This window comes from Neiella holothuriorum, assembly GCF_019457915.1.
Lineage (GTDB): Bacteria > Pseudomonadota > Gammaproteobacteria > Enterobacterales > Neiellaceae > Neiella > Neiella holothuriorum.
In genome coordinates, this window is the sequence record NZ_JAHZSS010000004.1 from 44,650 (window position 1) to 65,032 (window position 20,383).

The window sequence follows — 20,383 nt, forward strand, 5'->3', positions numbered from 1 at the left end:
CAAAATCGGCGCGAATTCTAACAAAATTATGACAGCCTTGACCATGTGAATTTATTGGCTCTGCGGATTGTAAGGGAAGATTTGACCGTTTAGGCCGGTGAGGCGCTTCACGTCAGGCTCCATTGATGTGAGTTTTTTCTTATCGAGATTTGGCCCAACATAAACCCAAGTTGGCTTGCCTTGAACCGCCTGTTTAGGCTTGCTGAAAGCAGGATAACCAGCCTCTCGTAATTTCTCGATTAAACCATTCACGTTGGTCGCATTACGAAAAACCCCTAACTGCAAGACCCAACCACTGTCAGAAAATTGTGGTAGTTGGCGATCACTTGGATTCGTTGCCGCTGGCGTTTGGGATTGCGGTAAGTCTGTGGCGCTGTCAGGCTCATTGTGTGGCACTTCAGCTAGCTCAGGCTCAGCTGATGCAGATGTAGCCTGCAACTGCTCTATGGGTTGCTCTAGCTTGAATTCTGGGGCTGGCAATTGGGGTTGCAGTGGGATCACTGCGAAATCTTGTTGTCGGCTAACTTTTTCGCCGTCCAGAACGTCGGGCAAAATAATCGCCGCTAGCGCCAACAGCACACATGCGCCAACTAATCGATGTTTGAGTTGTGAATTCACTCGAACGAATTTCCCTGCAACAACTGCTGCGCTTCTGCAACCGTATAGAAAGAGCCGAAGACGACAACCATATCATCTTCACTAGCCGATTCAAGCGCTTGCCGCAAAGCAGTAGCAACATCTTGACAACAAACAAGTTTTGTATCGGCCAAGGCTTCAGCTAAATGATTAGCATCGGCGCCGCGCGGTACATCTAAGCCTGCCAGGTACCAATGATCAATCACGGCTTTCATTGGCTGTAGCGAGTTTTGGCTGTCTTTGTCACCCAGCATCGCGACCACACCATGGACTTGGCGAGCCGAATTCACCACCGCTGCAATCTTCTTCGAAAGTAAGCGGGTTGATTGCGGATTATGGGCAACATCGGCAACGACCCAGGGCTTTGTTTGCAGGGTTTGCCAGCGGCCGGGTAGCGCAGCGCGAGCCAGACCTGTTCGTATGGCCTCGTCATCACAATCCAATTGCGCTGCTTCAATGACAGCAATCGCCGTCGCCATATTTTCGACGGGTAAACGGGGCTCATCAATAGCAGTAATGGAGCGAGTAGCGCTCTGGTAGCACCATTTGCCATCGACCGCGTTCAACTGAAACTCGAATCCAGCCCGTATCGGTTTCGCCGCTATGGTTTGTGCGTGTTGCAAGACGGTAGGCGGAAGTTTGGCATCACCTAAGATAGCTGGTTTGTGGGGGCGGAAAATACCGGCCTTTTCAAAACCGATTTGGTTAATATCATCACCTAAAAATGCTTGATGATCGATGTCCACAGTGGTCACCACTGCCACATCAGGTTCGACGATATTGGTTGCATCGAGGCGGCCACCGAGCCCGACTTCTAGCAAAACCACATCAGGTGCTTGCTGCTGAAGCAACCAGATCGCAGCCAAGGTGCCAAATTCAAAATAACTCAGACTAACCGTGCCCCTGGCGGCTTCCACTGCAGCAAACGCTTGGCAATGCGCCTGTTCGCTCAACATTTGACTGTTAATGCGAACCCGTTCTTTATAATCGGTAATATGGGGCGAGCTATACACTCCGACGCTATAGCCTGCGGCCAGCAGACACTGCTCTATATATGCGCAGGTTGAACCCTTGCCATTGGTACCGGCAACGGTAATGACTTTACTGTTGCTCAATTCGGTTAGCGATAACTGGTTGGCAACAGCGCCAACGCGCTCTAAGCCGAGTTCTATGGTTGTGGGGTGGATGGATTCAAGATAAGCCAGCCACTCGTTGAGCGAGCGGCTGGTAGATGTGGCTTGTGTCATTACTCAGATAACGCCAGTGCGTCACCATCAGTACTTGGTTGATTCGTCATTTTGGCGAGTAATCGCGCCAATGTATCGCGCATTTCGCGACGATCGACGATCATATCAACAGCACCGTGCTCTACAAGGAATTCACTGCGCTGAAAGCCTTCCGGCAGTTTTTCGCGTACCGTTTGTTCAATAACGCGCGGACCGGCAAAACCAATTAAGGCTTTTGGCTCCGCAACATTAATGTCACCGAGCATCGCCAAACTAGCGGATACACCGCCCATGGTTGGATCGGTCAGTACCGAGATAAATGGTAAGCCCTGCTCTGACATACGCGCCAGCGCCGCTGACGTTTTGGCCATTTGCATCAAACTAAACAAGGCTTCTTGCATGCGTGCACCGCCACTGGCGGAAAAGCAAACGAGCGGCAATTTATGTTCGAGGCAATATTCTGCAGCTTGAACAAAACGAGCGCCCACCACCGACGCCATCGAGCCGCCCATGAAGGAAAACTCGAATGAAGCAACCACACAAGACACGCCTTTGATTGATCCACTCATGACGATCAGCGCATCTTTTTCACCGGTCGCTTTTTGCGCCGCGGCAAGACGTTCTTTATAACGCTTCGAATCTTTAAACTTGAGCACATCTTTTGGTTCAAGATCCGTCGCTAATTCGGTGCGGCCGGTATCATCAAGCAAACGCTCTAAACGTTTGCGAGCACCAATGCGCATGTGATGGCTACACTTTGGGCAAACTTCAAGGTTGCGTTCTAGCTCGGCGCGATAAATAACCTGCTCGCAACCGTTACATTTTCCCCAAACACCTTCAGGGATGTTGCGACGCAACGAGGCGTCAACTTTGTTCTTTGGAAGAATCTTTTCAATCCAGCTCATGTATTTTGGCCCAGCTGTTGTCGAGTAGCCCTGCGGCACAGTGCAACGCGACTAAAAATCGTCAATAAAACCGGCACATTAAACCATAACTGCCGACATTGTTCATCGTTTACTGGTCTTACCCTCTGCCCCGATTAGACGCCAATGAGTAAATTTTGTTCAACTATCAACGCAAATTATCCCTATGACCTTTTTTCTAATGGGGACAATAGGTTGTTCAGCCTAAGTCATCCGGTAAAAACAGTGGCCCCATTGCCGGCTTTGGTAAACCGTGCTCGTCACCATAGGTCACATCAACTAAATACAGGCCATCAGGCTTGGCGGTTGCAGCGGCGACTGTTCGATCTTTTGCTTCAAGAACCTGTTGCAACCAAGCTGCATCACGTTCCCCTTCGCCGACCTTCAGCAATGAGCCAACAATATTGCGCACCATATGATGAACGAATGCATTTGCTTTGATATCTACTACAAGGTAGTCGCCAAATCGCTTAACAACCACATGGTGCACATTGCGAAACGGCGAGTTGGACTGACATTGAGCCGCTCGGAAACTAGAAAAATCACGTTCACCAAGCAGGCATTGAGCCGCTTGATGCATCGCTTCAGCATCCAACGGATGATAATGATGGGTGACGCCAAACCGCAAAATGCCAGGGCGAACACGTTGATTAATAATTAAGTAACGGTAGCGACGAGCTGTTGCGGTAAAGCGAGCATGGAAGTCATCCGCCACGGGGTGCGCCCATCGAACCGCAATATCATCGGGTAATTGAGCATTGACACCTAAGGTCCAAGCTTGCAGATCGCGTGGTTTGTCACAGTCAAAATGAACGACTTGGCCGGTACCGTGAACGCCAGCATCGGTTCTGCCAGCACACTGAACGGCAATCCCCTCGCAAGCAATTTTTGACAGCGCTTGTTCAAGCTGCGCCTGCACGCTGTCAACCTCGCGTTGCCGCTGCCAGCCAAAATAGCGAGTTCCTTGATATTCAACACCTAATGCAATTCGCATAAGTACCAGCTCTATTCGTCTCTAAAAACAACAAAGCCCGCTATTATAGCGGGCTAATTATTGAAGGCTATGGCTTATTTAGCTGAGCCGCTCTAGCAATTCACTGGCTTCAGACTGCTGGCCGGTATCGCCTGATGTAACAATCTCTTCTAGTAATTGCTTGGCCACTTCTTTGTCACCAATTTCGATGTAGGCTCGCGCCAAATCTAACTTCGCGGCAACACTATCTTCTTCTTCCAGCTCAACGCCATCATCTAGATCGCCAACCAACATGATGTCATCATCGGCAGCAGGTGCCCCATCGGCTTCTGCCAGCAGTTGATCAATATCGAGATAATCATCTTCGCCGGAATCAGCCTGTGCTGCTGGCTCTTCTGGCAGCTGCGTAGCAATGGCTGCTAGCTCGGAGTCAAAATCAACTTCTTCATCGGTCGGTAATTCACTTAACTCTTCAGCGGCACTAATCTCGCCAACCTCAGAGGTTTCACCATCCAACAAGTCGTCGGCAACACTATCGAGGCTGAATTCTTGTTCCAGCTCATCCAATGAAATCTCATCGGGTGCGTCAGCTGCATCCGGAGCAGTTGTTTGCTCAACCGCTGCGGCCAGCTCATCAATAACGGCTTGTGGATCGGCTTCAGGCTCAACATCAGGTACTTGCGCTTGGGTTTCGCTGATCAAGCTTTCAATATCAATATCGCCATCGTCGACGTCGTCATTGGCAAGTGGTTGTTCAGCACCTGCTTCTGCCAGCAAACTGTCAATATCGATGAGCTCTTCGGCTTCAGGTTCGTCTAACTCGTCTTGAACTTGTTGAGGAATCTCTGGCTCTGGCTCTGGCTCTGGCTCTGGCTCTGGCTCTGGCTCTGGCTCTGGCTCTGGCTCTGGCTCTGGCTCTGCAGGAGTGTCAGCCGCCGCTAGTTCAGCATCAAACTCTGTCGCTAAATCATCAATGACTTGGTCATCGGCTTGGTCACTTACTGGATCATCGGCAAGCGACATACCAGCTTGTTCAGCGGCCGTTTGTTCGGCAACGGCTGCAGCAAACTCATCCATAATATCATCTGGATCGGCCGCCGCTTCTTCTGGTTCAGGTGTGCCGATGGCATCAAAGGCTTGCTCTAGCGACTCGTCCTCAGTGGTCGATTCGGTATCTGCCAGATCATCCATCGCCGCCAATGCGTCAAGCGCATCTTGGGTCAGCTCTCCGCTATCACCGGCTAAGTCCAGATCGAGTTCTTGGATATCTGCCATTTCTGGCACTGCATCATCAAGAGAAGGAGTTTGGGCCGGCGCATCATCGATGGCGAGAGCATCGTCCTCGTCATCATCCAAGTTAATAGATTCAATGAGGTCATCATCACTGTCATCGAGCGACAAATCGACCATGTCTTCAATCGGTTGATCTTGTTCGGCGTCGCCGGAATCATCCAGGCCAAGATCGAGTAACACATCTTCTTCCGGCTCTGCCGTTGGTGCATCGGCAATATCGCCCGCTAAATCAACATCATCAACGTTATCGGTAGCCGTCTGCTCTGGCACCATAGGTACCAGCTGATCGTTGGTCTCGGCGGTATCAGCATGTTTTCTATGGCGCAGCAACAGCCAGCCAATTAAACCAAACACAACCGCTAGCCCTGCAGAAAGAGCCCACAACCAAACACTTGAAGCGCCCACTGGGCTTTCAAGCAAATTGTCGACCTTGCTATTCGTCAGTTCAGTTTGCTTGCTCAACTGTTCGCGCGATTGTTCGGCCTCAGCGCGCTCTTGTACTAGTTGTTGCTCTAAATCAACGATGGTCGAGGACAAGTCTTCGACGCGCTGCGACAACTGTTGATTTTGGCCAATTAGGGTTTCAAGGCTACCGATAGAGTTAGCCAAGTCTTCTTTAAGCTGGCGCATTTGCACGTCATACAAACGACGTTCACGCGCTGACATTTCCGGTGCGGCCTGAGCAGGCTCTGCGGCTGGTGTTGTTGCTGGCGAAGACTGTTCAGGCGCCGCTACTGCGGTTTGTTCGGGCTCAGACGGCTTTTGCGTTATTTGTTCGGAAGGCTGCGAAGCCGGTTGGGCAGGCTCTGCAGCTACTGGCTGCGGTTGCTGACTAGGTTGCGGTTGCTGACTAGGTTGCGGCTTTTCAACCGGCGTTTTAGCGGCAAGTAATTGCTCATCGCTACGCAATTGGGCAACGGCTTGCCGGTTGGTATATTGGCTTGCTTCAGCAAACGTTGGGATCAGTAAGAAGCTACCACGGCCAAGACGATGGATGTTGCCATGTTCAAATGCATGCGGATTTTTCATGTAAATCGCATACATCATTTGATAGATGGAGATGGAGCCATCGGGTCGAGTTTCACTCGCAACGCGCCACAAGGTGTCGGCGTTCGCTACCGGTCCGTATCGTTGCGGCACTGCCTGCTCTTGCCTGACGGGCTTACCATCAGGGCCAACAATACTGACATACCCGGGCTCATTGGCATGACTGGCAGTAGGAATTGCTACCATTGCGACCAGCAAGGCTGAAGCCAGCGAACGGCAAATTGCGGCAAGCCTAGAGCTAGGGGTTCGAGACATATTCCATTCCTTTACTTTTCTGCGCCGGAATATGGGCACAAATTGCGAGAGAGTCGGTTTATCCCAACATAATAAGCAATTCGCATTCCAACGCCACTACAAGTGTCGCAAGTTGTAACAATCCATAGAATTAATGGTAAATCGCCGAGCACTAAAAAAGCCAGCAGATTGCTGGCTTTTTTAGATCAGTCAAGTTATTGACTGGCCTTACAGGTAATCACGAATGAGCACTTCGGCAATTTGCACACTGTTAAGTGCTGCGCCCTTACGAACGTTATCGGCCACAACCCAAAGGTTCACACCGTGTGGATGACTGATATCGTTGCGCACTCGGCCCACATAAACATCATCGCTGCCACTGCCCTCTTCGAGTTGCGTTGGGTAGTCATTGTCATCTTCAAACAAAATAATGCCTTCAGCTTCTCGCAGCAGAGACTTGACGCCTTCTGCGTCAATTTGATCACGTGTTTCAAGGTGAACCGCTTCAGCATGACCAAACATCACTGGCACTCGTACCGCGGTAGGGTTCACCAACACGCTTTCGTCACCAAGGATTTTTTGTGTCTCCCACACCATCTTCATTTCTTCTTTGGTGTAGCCATTGTCCTGAAACGCATCGATGTGCGGCAGTACGTTAAACGCAATGGTTTTGGGGTAAACCTTGGCATCGGCTGGCATCCCATTCACCATTTGTCCGGCTTGGCTTGCTAGCTCTTCAATCGCTTCTTTGCCGGTACCCGATACCGACTGGTAGGTGGAAACGTTGATTCGGCTGATACCAACCGTTTTGTGAATAGGGGCCAGAGCGACCAACATTTGAATGGTTGAACAATTCGGGTTGGCAATGATATTACGGTTGCGGAAGTTCGCCAGGTCGTGTGGATTAACTTCAGGAATAACCAGCGGAATATCGGGCTCGTAGCGAAATTCAGACGTATTGTCGATCACCACACAGCCTTCATCGGCGGCCAACGGCGCATACTTCGCAGACACCGAACCACCTGCGCTAAAGAAAGCGATTTGGACTTGCGACCAGTCAAATTCGTCGGCATCCAACACTTCGAGCTGCTTATTACCAAACAGCACTGTATCGCCGGCACTGCGCGCACTGGCTAATGCAAATACTTGATCGATTGGAAATTCGCGCTCAGCAAGAATTTCGAGCATGGTCTTACCGACCACACCCGTGGCACCTAATACGGCCACATTATATTTAGCTGACATGCTTTGTTTTCTCCGCTCTGTCTATCGCTATAAATCGGAACACTGAAAACCTAACCGAGCCAACGTAGTGGCATTATCGGCGGGCATTCCAGCAGACATATTAATTTGGGTGCTCAGCAACTCTCGGCGCAACGGATAGCTTTTACGCAGCCGATCAAAATAACCCGTTTGCTGACTCACCGCGCGCATGCGTTCATCATCATTGCGCACGTCATACACCGCGTGGACCAACTGTTTTAACAATCCTTGGGTCGGCTTGCCTGCAACAGTCATGGCCGCTAACTCGGGCGTTGGGAGCAACGCTTGCACATCAGCTTTTGCAAAACCGTGCAATGCTGCCCAGTGGTCATAAACAATGCTCGTGCCAAACGCTTTGCCTTCTTGAGAATAGCCAGCAATGTGAGGCGTGGCGATATCTACCAATGCCATCAGCTGAGGATCTGGCTGGGGTTCATTTTCCCACACATCCAACACCACTGAATGTTCAGAGTGCGTTGCCAAATGTTGCTTCAGGGCTTGGTTATCGATCACTTCGCCACGGCAAGCATTAATAATAATGGCTTCTGGCTTGAGTTGCGCCAATTCGGCGGCGCCAATCAGGTGATGGGTTTTATGACGCCCAGTCATGAGCAATGGCACATGCAACGTTACGATATCGGACTGCGCAATGAGCGATGCTAAAGCCGTTGATTCAAAGCTCGATTCAGCCTCGGCCCGCGGCGGATCACAAACGAGCACGTTTAATCCAAGCGCTTCAAGCCGCGGCAGTAATCGCTTGCCAATATTGCCAATTCCAATCACGCCCATGGTCAAGCCTTTGAGGCGCAATTGTCGCCGCTCGGCCACCAGCAAGAGTGAGCTGAGCACGTAATCACAAACCGCATAAGCGTTACAGCCTGGAGCATTGGTAAAGGTAATGCCACGCTCAGCCAACAATTGCTCATCAACATGATCGGTACCAATCGTTGCAGTACCAACAAAGTGAAGCTTGTTGGCTTTTGCCAGCAACTTGCTGTCAACTTTCGTCACAGAGCGAACAAGCAGTACATCCACGTCAACCAACATATCAGCACTAATGTCACGACCGGCAACGCGCGTTACCTTGCCATGAGGACCAAAAAGCGCTTCCACATACGGCATATTTTCATCGGCTAAGATATGCATGGTTTTCCATCCATTCTCGGGAATTCGGGCAGAGCGGGAATGTATGCTTTTTTAGCTTACCTGTCCACTTGTGCCATGTTGCAGATCGTCATTACTTTTCTAGCGTAACAATGCCGTTTGGCATATGCGCTAGCCTGGCCGTTTTCAACGTAAAAAAAACCGGCCATTCGGCCGGTTTTTATCAAGCGTCGGCAAGCCGCTAACTGTATTTTTTGAAAACCAAGGTAGCGTTGGTGCCGCCAAAACCAAAGCTGTTTGACATCACTTGTGTCAACTCGGCATCGGTTGGCTTGGTAACAATATTCAACCCTTCGGCTGCTTCGTCGAGATTTTCAACGTTAATAGATGGCGCAACAAAGCCGTGTTCAACCATCAGTAACGAATAAATAGCTTCGTGCACACCAGCCGCACCCAGCGCGTGACCAGACATGGCTTTAGTTGCGCTAATCATCGGTGAGTTACCACCAAACACTTGTTGAATGGCCTCGAGTTCCTTAACGTCACCCACTGGCGTTGAAGTACCGTGAGTGTTGAGGTAATCAACATCACCTTCAATGGTACTCATAGCCTGCTTCATACAACGAATAGCGCCTTCACCAGATGGTGCGACCATGTCGTAACCATCAGAAGTCGCACCATAGCCAACAATTTCGGCATAAATTTTAGCGCCACGAGCCAAAGCATGCTCAAGCTCTTCAACCACGACCATGCCGCCACCGCCAGAAATCACAAAACCATCGCGATCGGCATCATAGGTACGAGAAGCTTTATCTGGGGTATCGTTATATTTAGTTGAGAGTGCACCCATGGCATCAAACTGCATAGCCAACGACCAATGACACTCTTCACCACCACCAGCAAATACCACGTCTTGTTTGCCCAACTGGATCAGCTCCCAAGCATGGCCAATACAGTGTGCAGACGTCGCACAGGCAGAACTCATGGAGTAATTCACGCCTTTAATCTTAAATGGCGTAGCTAAACAAGCCGAAGTGGTGCTGCCCATGGTGCGTGGCACCATGTAGGGTCCAACACGCTTAACGCCTTTTTCGCGAAGAATATCAGCGGCTAAAACTTGATTCTCTGAACTTGCGCCACCAGAACCCGCAACCAGACCGGTGCGATCGTTAGACACTTGATCATCGCTTAGGCCAGCATCTTCAATGGCTTGATTCATTGCGATATAAGCATAAGCAGCCGCGTCGCCCATAAAGCGCAAGGCGCGCCGGTCAACGTGTTCTTTGGTGTTGATTTGGCAATCACCCCAAACTTGGCTACGCAGGCCCATTTCTTTAAATTGCTCAGAAGCGCGAATACCAGATTTGCCAGCACGCAATGAGGCCAATACTTCTTCAGCATTGTTGCCTAGACTCGAAACAACGCCCAAACCGGTGATAACGGCTCTTTTCATTGATAAATCCTGTTGCAGTATGAAACCTAAACGGTACGAAACGTGCGAATTGTAATCGCATCGCCCCCCTATACTGGTCTGCTTTGCTTACAATAAAGTTACACGTGTACGCTAATTTGTCGGTTATAGTAGCGTCACATTGGAAAGCATGCCACGCCTATATGAGTTCTAGCCATCAAATCAGCTCTGCCAACCTGCACTTCAACGCCCACGGCACGCCTATTGCGGACGATTTTGACGACGTCTATTTTTCTAACGACGATGGCCAAGCCGAGAGCCAGTATGTATTTATTGCGGGTAACAAACTAACCAAACGCTGGCGAGCGAACAGCTGTTACTCATTTACGGTGGCAGAAACAGGCTTTGGTACGGGCCTGAACTTCCTCGCATGCTGGCAAGCATTCGATGATTACCTTAGTCAAAATTTAGCAACCGGGAGTAAACAACTACATTTTATTTCCTTTGAGAAGTTCCCGATCACAACAAATGACTTGCAAGATGCACATCAACGTTTTGCCAACTTAAGTCATTACGCCAGCCAACTTCGCAATGCCTACCCGCAGCAACTCAGCGCTGGTTGCCATCGAATGAGCTTTGCCGGCGGGCGGGTAGTACTCGATTTATGGTTAGGTGATGTGAATGACATCATGCCAACGCTTAGCCATCACAATCAGGGAAATGTAGATGCTTGGTTCTTAGATGGCTTTGCCCCCAGTAAAAACCCCCAGATGTGGCAGCAATCGCTGTTTGATCAAATGTTTCGTTTATCACGCCCGCATGCCACCGTGGCGACCTTTACCGCCGCCGGATTAGTCCGCCGCGGTTTAGCAGAAGCCGGATTTGAAGTCAGTAAGCAGGCTGGCTATGGCAATAAACGCGACATGACGATTGCCACCAAAACAGCCTTGCCACAATCAACTCAATACCGCACTGACAGTTCAACCGAAGCGAGCTCCGTGGCCATTATTGGAGGGGGGATTGCAGCTTGCCTGACGGCTTGGCAACTTGCTCAACGTGGCAAGCAAATTACCTTGCTCTGCGCAGATGAGCAGTTGGCGGCTGCGGCCAGTGGTAACCGCCAAGGTGCGCTTTACCCGCTGTTGACGCCTAAACCCAGTGAATTGTCACAATTCTATTGGCAAGGGTTTCGTCAGGCCTTGCCCTTTTACCGCCAACTCAGCGAACTCGCGCCATCAATTCGCCATCAATGGTGCGGCCTGCTCCATTTAAGCAGTAACGAAGCCCTTGCTAAAAAGCATCAAGAGATCGCTAGCATTGGCTATCCAACCACCTTAGTTGAGTTAGTCTCGGCCCAACAAGCCTCTGCATTAAGCGGCGTAACGCTGCCCCATGAGGCGCTTTACTACCCAGATGGAGCTTGGTTTTGTCCCGGTGATATATGCCAATTTATCGGCCAGTGGCTTACCGAACATGGCCACGATGTGCGGCTAAATTTTACCGTCAAAGCGCTCACCCAAGCTGATGACAACTGGCAACTAACAGGCCCAGAAACCCTATCAGCCGCGCAAGTGGTGGTAGCCGCCGGCATACACAGTGGTCAATTTGAACAAACACGTCACCTCCCTATCAGTGCGGTGCGAGGTCAAGTCAGTCATGTCCCTGCGACTGAGGCATCGCAGCAACTAAAAACTGTGCTCTGCCATACGGGTTACCTTACCCCAATGACTACCGATGATTCTGCTAGCCATTGTTTAGGGGCGACGTTCTCGCGAGAAGACAAAAGCGAAGATCTTCACGATGATGATCACCAAACCAATTTACAGCGTTTGGCGCAGGCGATGCCGGACTCAGAGTTGGTGAATGACTGGCAAACAACGCCTACTGAAGGGCGCGTTGGGTTCAGAGCGGTGTTGCGCGATCACTTTCCTGTTGTTGGGCCAGTGCCAGCTTGGCAGCAAATCGAAGGCATGGCGCAAACCAGCGTTTTAGCAAGCATGCCGCTGCAACAAGGCTTGTTTGTGATCTCGGGACTTGGCGCCCGTGGCATTTGCTCGGCTCCGTTAGCCGCGGCAGTTGTCACCGATTACATTTGTGGTGAAGCCCAATGCCTCCCCCAACCAATCCTTGATGCAATTAATCCAGCACGTTTTGTTTGGCGCCGCCTGAAGAAAAATAAACCTCTGTTCGATCAGTAAATGCGGTATTTAATACCGCCAGTGGCACGTTAAAGCACTAACTAGCTAGGACTAGCCAGCGGGTACATGACGTAGTCGCGATAGCCGGTAACCACGCGAATATAACCACTAAGCATTTGATCGAGTTCGGCATCGCCAGTATCTGCGATCAACGGCCGCCCCTGTAACGACTGCAACTTATTTTTAGTGGCCACCACGATGATATTTTCAACACCAAGGGTTCGAATTAAAGCCGGTGATAATTGCTGGTTGCCACGGCCAAACACATGCCCTTGCCCACCAATAACAGTGATCACGAGCTTACATGGCGTGCCCTCGTCTTGCGCTAACTGCACGTGGGTTAACAATTGATTGGCGGTTTGATCACTCGCCATCAGTTCGCCCTGTGCTATCACATCAACACCCAGTAACGAATTAGTCAGATCCATTTGCGCCATGACCGCAGCAACCGTGGAGCCAGAGCCCATAATCGCCAGCCCGTCTTCGGTCAAATCGATGACTTCAGCGGCAATATCTTGCAGCACTAGCTCATCAGATTCTTTACCACCGGATTTAACGCTTTGCACATAGCGCAAATCATCAGGAATGGTCATTTCTCCATAACGTTTAGCACGCACAATTCCTTGCCGAAACGCAGTTTCATCAATATCCATGACGTTGGCTTCCGCCAAACTCAGCAGCTCGCCTTGAGCCATTTGCTCAACCATGCGCCCCGCCGCAATGGGCGTAACGGCATACACGCCGCTGTGGATCTTGCAGCCAGCAGGAATTCCCAACACCGGAATGCGTTCATCAATAAAGCCGCACACATCCCTCGCCGTGCCATCGCCACCGGCAAACAACAGTAAATCGATGTGATGTTGTTGCGCGTATTGATTCAGCGCGTTGACGAAGCCATGACTGTCGACCGCTTCGCTAGGCACATTGGGCTGGAAAATGACTTGGTAATTGAAGCCTAACGCTTCGAGGCAATTGGCGCCCATGTCAGCACCAGCGCACACAAAATCAAGTTGTTGCTGATAAGGACGGAGTAATTCCAACGCCATTTTGGCTCGCTCAATCGCTAACGGTTTAGCGCCTCGGGCCAAGGCTTGTTGCACGGTATCGGCGCCGTCGCTGCCTTTAAGCGCCACACTACCGCCGATACCGGCAAACGGATTTAACAAAAGGCCGATGGTTAACCTAACACTCATACATGCCTCGATAATCAAAGTCGGCATGCTGCAAAGGTGCCGTTTGGTAATGCTGCTGCAGCGCATCGAGCCATTGCTGCGCTCTAGGAGGAAAACCGTCGGTTAAATAACGAAGAGCTTGCGCATGGACTCGATGTTGAAAGCCAAGACGGTCAGATTGGGCACCATTAAGGTTGTCACTACTTACCCGAAATGGTCGCCCAGCAGCGCACATAAATGCCCATTCAATGGCCTGAGGTTTGATCTCAACGTTTTCAAAGGCTGCTTGTTGGTCGGCATCTCGGCCATCGGGACAATACCAATAGCCATAGTCTTCTAATTGACGACGCGTTTCGCCCGCTAAACACCAATGCGCCAACTCGTGCATGGCACTGGCGAAATAACCATGGGCAAAAATAACTTGGGCTGGCATTTCCCCGGCTGCCGGTAAATACAAAGGTTCACCATCGCCTTTGACTAAAATCGTATTCAAGCAAGCAAAAGTCTGATTGAATAACGCAATCAGCGGCGCTGTTTGTTCAGTGTCAGTTGAGGCCAACAAGGTATCCTTTGGAAAATATTGCTCGGTTATAAAGCCACATATTCTATGCCTGTCACACAGCTCGCCTCAACCTTGATAACCACAACAACGGCAATCATTTAGCTAAGCGCATCAACAAGGACTTTTATATGACGACTACCGTCGCATTTCTCGGCCTCGGCGTCATGGGCTTTCCCATGGCAGGCCATCTCAGCAAGCAATTTAACGTGAACGTGTTTAATCGCACGTTGAGCAAAGCTGAAAAGTGGCAGCAACAGTATCAGGGACAAGCCTTCGACAACCCGCGTGACGCCGTTGCTGATGCTAATTTTGTTTGCGTGTGTATCGGCCGCGATGAAGACGTGATTGAAATCATGGAAGCGCAAAGCATTGTTGCCAATATGAAACCCGGTACCGTCATCATTGATCACACCACCACATCAGCATTACTGGCTGAGCGTATGGCAGCATTAACCGAACAATATGGTGTGCATTATCTCGATGCGCCAGTGTCCGGCGGCCAAGCTGGCGCGGAGAATGGCGCCTTAACAACTATGGTCGGTGGTAATCAACAAGCCTACGAACTTGCTGTCCCTGTTATGACAACATATTCAAAGCAAATTCAGCACATGGGCGCAGCCGGCGCTGGCCAGCGAACCAAGATGGTCAATCAAATATGCATTGCCGGTCTACTACAAGGATTATCGGAAGCGATGCAATTTGCTCAGCAAGCTGAACTTGATGGCGACAAAGTGCTGGAAGTGATTAGCAAAGGCGCAGCGCAAAGTTGGCAAATGGAAAACCGCGGCCACACCATGCTCGCCGGTCAATACGACTTCGGTTTCGCTGTCGATTGGATGCGCAAAGACTTAGGCTACGCGTTAGATGAAGCCAAGCGCAACCAAAGCCTGCTCCCTATCACAGCCCTGGTTGATCAGTTTTATGCCGAAGTACAAACATTAGGTGGCGGTCGCTGGGATACCTCATCATTAATGACTCGGTTGGTAAAATCAAAGTAACGCCTTTGCTCACCCTCCCCATACAGCGCGAACCAAGCAGCCCCGAAAAGCATCTCGTAAATGAGAGGTTTTAGGGCTGTCTCGGCCTTCTTCATCCATCAGCATCAACTCAATTGACTTGAACTTGATCTAAAACAAAAGTTAGACCCAGATCACACTAGATTAACAATCCATTTAACAATACGATTTATTGAAACTAGTTCTCATTTGTATTTGTGTTAGCTCTTTTTTGTAGCAAGGATTGTTGCCTTATGTCGTTCACACGTTCACCTATTTCAAAAGCCGTTTTGGCTTCACTCTCACTTTCGATGCTTGCCCCATTGGCGTTACAAGCAGAAGAGCAAACAGACGATACCGTTGAGGTCATCGAGGTTCGCTCAATTCGCCACAAGCTAGAACAAGCAGGCCGCCTCAAAGACGTCATTCAGAAAACCGAAGTGCTCGATCAAGCGATGATTGAAAACAAAAATGCACTGTCGTTGTCGGACGCCATTAACAATGAACCGGGCGTTAACGTGTCAAACGAATGCTCCATGTGTGGTGTAAAACGCGTCATGCTCAACGGCATGAAAGGCGAGCACACCACTATTTTGGTTGATGATCTGCCAACCCATACCCTGATCTCGGGTTTCTATGCCGTTGATGCCATTGCCACAACCGGTGTTGATCGCATTGAAGTTGCACGCGGCGCTGGCGCGTCACTGATTGCACCTGAAGCCATTGGCGGTACCGTCAACATCGTCACCAAGCAAGCCTTTGAAGATACGGCATCATTCGATGTATCAAAAGGCTCGCACGGATACACCGCTTATAAAGCAAATGCGACGGCTATTTCAGATAGCGGCACCTCTGGCCTGACACTAATCGCCCAATACGATACCCAAGATCAAGAAGACCATGACGATAACTACGTGTCTGAAGCACCATTCCACGAGAACATGTCACTGACCGCATTGATCAGCCACGACTTAAATGACAGTAACAACGTTCAAATTCGCGTATCGCAGGTGGAATCCGAAATCTTTGGCGGCCCAGTTTTAGGTGAGATCGCTGATTCCATTGGGCAAGTGCTAGCGGGTTACGATGGCGTCGAATCAGAGCAGTTGTTTAAAGACGACGATGTTCGCAAAGAATGGGTTGCCAAACCATGGGAAACCGCCGAGTGGATTGATACATCTCGCGAAGAAGCTTACGTCAAATGGCTGACGGAAATTAACGGCGAATTGGCGTCTGAATTTGCCGTGAGCTATGCCAAGCACGACCAAGACTCTTTCTACGAAGGCATTGACTACATTGCCGAAGACACCATGTGGTATGGCCGCGCTAAATTTGACTGGGTTTACAACGATAACCACTTCCTAACGTTTGGTGTTGATACTCGCCAAGAAGAAATGCGCTCCAAAACAGAGGCGTTGGAAAGCGTTGAAGCCTATGTGTCGGATTCGTTCGATTACGATACCTATGGCATTTTTGTGCAGGATACCTGGACACCAACCGATGACTTAGAAGTTGCTTTGGCCCTTCGCTTAGACAAAGTTGAAGCCGACTTTATTGATGTTAAAAAGCCAGGCACTGAAATTGACGAAACCTTTTTGGCACCGCGCTTAGACATGCGTTACGACCACTCCGAACAGTGGACATCGCGCTTCTCCGTTGGCCGAGGCTACCGCGCGCCACTATCGTTCTTTGAAACCGACCACGGCATTCTGGACACTGCGCTGGGTTACCTTATCGACGTTGATAAGCTAGAAGAGTCGTTGTCAGCTAACTACGCGATAAGCTTCGATAACCAAAAACTCGCTGCAACCTTATCTGTTGCTTACTCCAATGTTGAAAACCTCGCCAGCTTGGAAGAAACCGATGAAGGCGTGCCTATTCTGACTCAGTTGGAAGATGATGCCTCAGTAACTACCTTCGATTTTGTGGTGGGTTACAACATCACAGACGATTTACTGGTTAATGCTTCATTTGAGCATTTCGATCATAACGATGAGTTTCAGTCGTCCTACGCCATTGCTCCGGTTGAAGATCGCGCCTCACTAGATTTTGAATGGACGACTGAATACGTTCATGTGTTTTGGTCAACCGTTTGGTTTGGTAGCCGCGATCTGACCGACTATGGCTATGAAGGCTATAACATCCTCGGTGATGAAAGCTCCCTCAAACCAACGGACGCGCCGGCCCACTCGGTCAGTGATGTGCGCTTCAAGGTGCCACTTAACCGCTGGTTAGGAAATGAGGCGAGCCTCTACATGGGCGTTTCGAATGTGTTCGAATACACCCAAATTGAAGAAGGTGAGACACCACTGTTCTGGGACGCTGATGGCGGCTATGACGTGGGCTACATCTACGGACCATTACACGGACGCGAATTCTATGCTGGCATCGAATTCAGTTTGTAAGGCTATTGCCGTCGGCATGCTGTCACTTTTGGTCTGGGCGCCCGCCCAGGCCGAAGTGGCAACCACCGAGCAGCTTGACGATTTGCGTCAGGCTGCCAGTGCCACCATTGCGCCAAAAGCAAATGTTGCCTCTATTGCCATGATTTTCCAGCCTGATTGCAGCTGGTGTAAGAAACAGGGCAAAGTGATGCGCGATATTTTAAATACCTGTGGAGAACAGCTTAATATTGCCATTGTTGGCTATAAAGCCAGTTACCGTGAATTACGGCGCGAGTTAAAGCATTTTGATAAGCAGCTACCTGCTCTTGAGGCAAATCGACGTTTTTTAGCGTCAGTTGAGGGCGTTGCCGCCACACCAACTACCTTATTCTTTGATGAGAGCGGTGAGTTACTGCTCAAGCAACGCGGTTATATCCAGCCTGAACAGTTACTTGATGCAGCCGATGCCTTGGCGCAAAACGATTGCGCAACGGTAGGCTCGCTAGCTGCCAACTAACGTTGATAGCCGCCCAAAAGAGCGGCTAAACGCAATCCGTTAACGAATTGCCAAGCACAGCTGAACTTCAAAGCCCGAGAGCTGGTTATTCCTCTTTTCTAAGCTTGAGCCACTTTGCCAATGGCTCTATGGCGCCACCTTGCACAAACACCGAGATCAACACCACAAAGAACACCATATGCAGCATACCCGCAGCGCCGTCTAAACCAGCAGCAACGGGAATTAACGCAAATACAATGGGCGTTGCGCCTTTCAAACCAATGGCTGAAATAAAGGCCCGTTTACGCCAACTTGCTTTGGTAAACGGCGCATAACACAGCTGCACCGCCAACGGTCGAGCCACGAGAATAAGTAAAATGGCAGGCAATATCGCTTGAATAAACACATGCAGCAGTTCTTGCGGGAATATTTGCAATCCCAACACCACAAACAGCAGCGCTTGAGCGAGCCAAGACAAACTATTAAAGAAATGCCGGCTCACTTCTAAACCACGGGTAACACCGTTGCCAATCACCACGCCAGCCACATAAGACGCCAGCAAGATGTTGCCACCTAACATCTCGCTACCGTAAGTAGCGAGTACCGCACATGCCAAAATAAAGACTGGGATCAGGCCATATTCTTCCAGTTTGATATGGTTCAACAGCCAGCAACATAACTTTGCTACGCCAAATGCGACCGCAAGCGCCACTGAAATTTGAATGACAAGGCCAAAACCAATATCGACCATCGATGGTGTGAGCTGAGGTGATACTGCTAGCTCAGTTAGCAGCACGACCAACACCAATGCAACGGGGTCATTGGTCGCCGATTCAAATTCTAAAATGGTGTCGGTTTTTTCTTTTAACTTGAGCTTTTTCGACTCAAGAATTGAAAAAACCGCAGCAGCATCGGTGGAAGAAACAATGGCACCAAACAACAAGCAATTTAGCGCAGGCCAACCCAACAGCAAATGAATCATGGTGGCGAATGCGATCGTGGTGAATACCACACCGAATGACGATAAAACGCCACCTTCACGATAGGCAATTTTAATGTTTTGTGTCGAGGTAGATAACCCGCCCACAAACACGATGATATTGAGCGCGATGGCACCAACCATGGCCGATAACGCAGGGTTATCGTACACGAAACCGAACTCGCCATTGCCAAGAGCCAGCCCTACCGCCATAAAAATAAGTAGTGACGGTAACCCCAGCGTGCGCGAAGGGTGATGCAGTAAAATACCGATCGCAATTAACGCGGAAAAGCCGATTAAGGCCATTTCAAAACTCATACTACGTCCATATTGCAGCTTTCCTGCTTGAGAGGCTCAGGTATTCGATTGATTAAAGGTAGCTGTTTACTCTAGCTTTTCACAAACCACGTTCACTATTAAATCTCCCGAATGCATTCGATGTAATGGCACCAACAGCGTTGCAGTGTTCGACAAACGAGTATGAGCATCAAGCATTGGCGATGTAAAAATGCATAATTTTTAGCCTGTGCTAAATTGCAAATGGATGGTTTTTGACCATCCACTATTTTCTACATTCTGACACAACTCATACCAAGGAACGGCTATGACAGAACTAACATTCAAGGAAGAACCACTACCGAGCGGAAAAGGCGACCTATTCCGCATTGCCCTTTGGTTACTCGTCATGATTTTGCTACCCAGCATGATCATAGGGTTTTGTATGGGCATCTACTACAGCCTAGTCGCGGCGGCCAACAACGAACTAGCAGAATTTGACGTCGCGGCATGGTTTGAACAGGCTCCAGTGATTTTAGCCATGATGCTCGGCGGCTCTATTTTCAGCCTACCCTTGCTGCTACCGGCAACACCGGGCAAGGGATTGCGTAATGCGCTGACTTTCTGTCGCATCACGACTTTAGAGCGTCATAAAGTCATTACCACGTTAGCTATCGCGTTCGTATTCTTTGCAACGGTCAACCTTATCGACTATCTCATACCACTGCCGAAAGAGCCGTTTATGCTCCAAATGCAGCAAGGAATCACTTCGGCTAGTGACATTGCATTAATGGTATTAACGGTTTGCTTAATAGCACCTGTGGTTGAAGAGTTAATATATCGGGGTTGGTTATTCGGGCGTTTAGAGGCTACTCGCAAATGCGGCAAGTATGGTGCTCTTATCATAAGCACCCTGGTGTTTATTTTGATCCACTCTCAATATCAAACCTGGGTTGGCTATGGGGCCGTTGCCATCATGGGGTTGATATTCGGCTTGCTGCGAATGCGTTATAACAGCACCAGCTACGCAATCATTGCTCATATCGCTTTAAACAGCATGAGTACCATCAGCATGCTGCTGACTCGCTAACGGTTTCGCTTCATAAAGCTCATAGCGCTGATAAGAGCAATGGGGCTGCCCTAACGGTAGCCCCATTTTTTATTTTTTCGGCCTTGTTTTGTCATGAGCATTTGAACACGGTACAACTCAA

16 protein-coding genes are annotated in these 20,383 nt (G+C 49.8%); 5 read left to right on the forward strand and 11 right to left on the reverse strand.

Annotation, left to right across the window (positions count from 1 at the left end):
- Window positions 1-51: 51 nt before the first annotated feature.
- From K0504_RS05090 to fabB, 8 genes are all read right to left on the reverse strand, one after another.
- On the reverse strand, window positions 52-618 hold the full coding sequence (locus K0504_RS05090; RefSeq protein WP_220103093.1) for an SPOR domain-containing protein: 567 nt from the start codon (window positions 616-618) through the stop codon (window positions 52-54).
- Window positions 615-1,883, reverse strand: coding sequence for a bifunctional tetrahydrofolate synthase/dihydrofolate synthase (gene folC / locus K0504_RS05095; protein ID WP_220103094.1), 1,269 nt, complete (start codon window positions 1,881-1,883; stop codon window positions 615-617). The genes K0504_RS05090 and folC overlap by 4 nt, the downstream gene beginning before the upstream one ends.
- Window positions 1,883-2,767, reverse strand: a complete 885-nt coding sequence (gene accD, locus K0504_RS05100; protein WP_220103095.1) for an acetyl-CoA carboxylase, carboxyltransferase subunit beta — start codon at window positions 2,765-2,767, stop codon at window positions 1,883-1,885. The genes folC and accD overlap by 1 nt, the downstream gene beginning before the upstream one ends.
- 217 nt (window positions 2,768-2,984) lie before the next feature.
- Complete coding sequence (gene truA, locus K0504_RS05105; protein ID WP_220103096.1) at window positions 2,985-3,779, reverse strand: tRNA pseudouridine(38-40) synthase TruA; 795 nt, start codon at window positions 3,777-3,779, stop codon at window positions 2,985-2,987.
- Window positions 3,780-3,857: 78 nt separating this feature from the next.
- The gene (locus K0504_RS05110) at window positions 3,858-6,353 is read right to left on the reverse strand and encodes a FimV/HubP family polar landmark protein (protein ID WP_220103097.1); all 2,496 of its coding nucleotides are present in this window, start codon (window positions 6,351-6,353) and stop codon (window positions 3,858-3,860) included.
- A gap of 207 nt (window positions 6,354-6,560) precedes the next feature.
- On the reverse strand, window positions 6,561-7,577 hold the full coding sequence (locus tag K0504_RS05115; protein WP_220103098.1) for an aspartate-semialdehyde dehydrogenase: 1,017 nt from the start codon (window positions 7,575-7,577) through the stop codon (window positions 6,561-6,563).
- A 27-nt stretch (window positions 7,578-7,604) separates the two neighbouring features.
- Window positions 7,605-8,741 carry a 4-phosphoerythronate dehydrogenase gene (locus K0504_RS05120; RefSeq protein ID WP_220103099.1) on the reverse strand — a complete coding sequence of 379 codons (1,137 nt, stop codon included), beginning with the start codon at window positions 8,739-8,741 and terminating at the stop codon, window positions 7,605-7,607.
- Window positions 8,742-8,940: 199 nt separating this feature from the next.
- Entirely contained in the window at window positions 8,941-10,152 is a 1,212-nt protein-coding gene (fabB, locus tag K0504_RS05125; protein WP_220103100.1) for a beta-ketoacyl-ACP synthase I, read from the reverse strand.
- A gap of 161 nt (window positions 10,153-10,313) precedes the next feature.
- On the opposite strand from fabB, the gene mnmC reads away from it, so the two are divergent.
- On the forward strand, window positions 10,314-12,308 hold the full coding sequence (gene mnmC, locus K0504_RS05130; protein WP_220103101.1) for a bifunctional tRNA (5-methylaminomethyl-2-thiouridine)(34)-methyltransferase MnmD/FAD-dependent 5-carboxymethylaminomethyl-2-thiouridine(34) oxidoreductase MnmC: 1,995 nt from the start codon (window positions 10,314-10,316) through the stop codon (window positions 12,306-12,308).
- A 41-nt stretch (window positions 12,309-12,349) separates the two neighbouring features.
- On the opposite strand, the gene K0504_RS05135 is transcribed toward mnmC, so the two are convergent.
- Together K0504_RS05135 and K0504_RS05140 are read right to left on the reverse strand one after the other, a co-directional pair.
- Window positions 12,350-13,501: an ATP-NAD kinase family protein gene (locus K0504_RS05135; RefSeq protein WP_220103102.1), complete on the reverse strand. Its 1,152-nt coding sequence runs from the start codon at window positions 13,499-13,501 to the stop codon at window positions 12,350-12,352.
- On the reverse strand, window positions 13,491-14,039 hold the full coding sequence (locus K0504_RS05140; RefSeq protein WP_220103103.1) for an elongation factor P hydroxylase: 549 nt from the start codon (window positions 14,037-14,039) through the stop codon (window positions 13,491-13,493). The genes K0504_RS05135 and K0504_RS05140 overlap by 11 nt, the downstream gene beginning before the upstream one ends.
- 113 nt (window positions 14,040-14,152) lie before the next feature.
- On the opposite strand from K0504_RS05140, the gene K0504_RS05145 reads away from it, so the two are divergent.
- From K0504_RS05145 to K0504_RS05155, 3 genes are all read left to right on the forward strand, one after another.
- A complete protein-coding gene (locus K0504_RS05145) occupies window positions 14,153-15,040 on the forward strand; it encodes an NAD(P)-dependent oxidoreductase (protein WP_318837939.1) in 888 nt (295 codons plus the stop codon).
- 251 nt (window positions 15,041-15,291) lie between these two features.
- On the forward strand, window positions 15,292-17,442 hold the full coding sequence (locus K0504_RS05150; RefSeq protein ID WP_220103105.1) for a TonB-dependent receptor plug domain-containing protein: 2,151 nt from the start codon (window positions 15,292-15,294) through the stop codon (window positions 17,440-17,442).
- Entirely contained in the window at window positions 17,417-17,938 is a 522-nt protein-coding gene (locus tag K0504_RS05155; RefSeq protein ID WP_220103106.1) for a thioredoxin fold domain-containing protein, read from the forward strand. Before K0504_RS05150 ends, K0504_RS05155 begins: the two co-directional genes overlap by 26 nt.
- An 85-nt stretch (window positions 17,939-18,023) precedes the next feature.
- On the opposite strand, the gene K0504_RS05160 is transcribed toward K0504_RS05155, so the two are convergent.
- Window positions 18,024-19,214 carry a potassium/proton antiporter gene (locus K0504_RS05160; protein WP_220103107.1) on the reverse strand — a complete coding sequence of 397 codons (1,191 nt, stop codon included), beginning with the start codon at window positions 19,212-19,214 and terminating at the stop codon, window positions 18,024-18,026.
- Between the two features lie 286 nt (window positions 19,215-19,500).
- On the opposite strand from K0504_RS05160, the gene K0504_RS05165 reads away from it, so the two are divergent.
- Window positions 19,501-20,262: a CPBP family intramembrane glutamic endopeptidase gene (locus tag K0504_RS05165; protein WP_220103108.1), complete on the forward strand. Its 762-nt coding sequence runs from the start codon at window positions 19,501-19,503 to the stop codon at window positions 20,260-20,262.
- Window positions 20,263-20,383: the final 121 nt, after the last annotated feature.

Excerpts from the sequence above, each read along its gene's own strand:
- folC (WP_220103094.1), bottom strand. The coding sequence starts at position 1,883 with ATGACACAAGCCACATCTACCAGCCGCTCGCTCAACGAGTGGCTGGCT.
- accD (WP_220103095.1), bottom strand. The coding sequence starts at position 2,767 with ATGAGCTGGATTGAAAAGATTCTTCCAAAGAACAAAGTTGACGCCTCG.
- truA (WP_220103096.1), bottom strand. The coding sequence starts at position 3,779 with ATGCGAATTGCATTAGGTGTTGAATATCAAGGAACTCGCTATTTTGGC.
- K0504_RS05110 (WP_220103097.1), bottom strand. The coding sequence starts at position 6,353 with ATGTCTCGAACCCCTAGCTCTAGGCTTGCCGCAATTTGCCGTTCGCTG.
- K0504_RS05115 (WP_220103098.1), bottom strand. The coding sequence starts at position 7,577 with ATGTCAGCTAAATATAATGTGGCCGTATTAGGTGCCACGGGTGTGGTC.
- K0504_RS05120 (WP_220103099.1), bottom strand. The coding sequence starts at position 8,741 with ATGCATATCTTAGCCGATGAAAATATGCCGTATGTGGAAGCGCTTTTT.
- fabB (WP_220103100.1), bottom strand. The coding sequence starts at position 10,152 with ATGAAAAGAGCCGTTATCACCGGTTTGGGCGTTGTTTCGAGTCTAGGC.
- mnmC (WP_220103101.1), top strand. The coding sequence starts at position 10,314 with ATGAGTTCTAGCCATCAAATCAGCTCTGCCAACCTGCACTTCAACGCC.
- K0504_RS05135 (WP_220103102.1), bottom strand. The coding sequence starts at position 13,501 with ATGAGTGTTAGGTTAACCATCGGCCTTTTGTTAAATCCGTTTGCCGGT.
- K0504_RS05150 (WP_220103105.1), top strand. The coding sequence starts at position 15,292 with ATGTCGTTCACACGTTCACCTATTTCAAAAGCCGTTTTGGCTTCACTC.
- K0504_RS05155 (WP_220103106.1), top strand. The coding sequence starts at position 17,417 with ATGCTGGCATCGAATTCAGTTTGTAAGGCTATTGCCGTCGGCATGCTG.
- K0504_RS05160 (WP_220103107.1), bottom strand. The coding sequence starts at position 19,214 with ATGAGTTTTGAAATGGCCTTAATCGGCTTTTCCGCGTTAATTGCGATC.
- K0504_RS05165 (WP_220103108.1), top strand. The coding sequence starts at position 19,501 with ATGACAGAACTAACATTCAAGGAAGAACCACTACCGAGCGGAAAAGGC.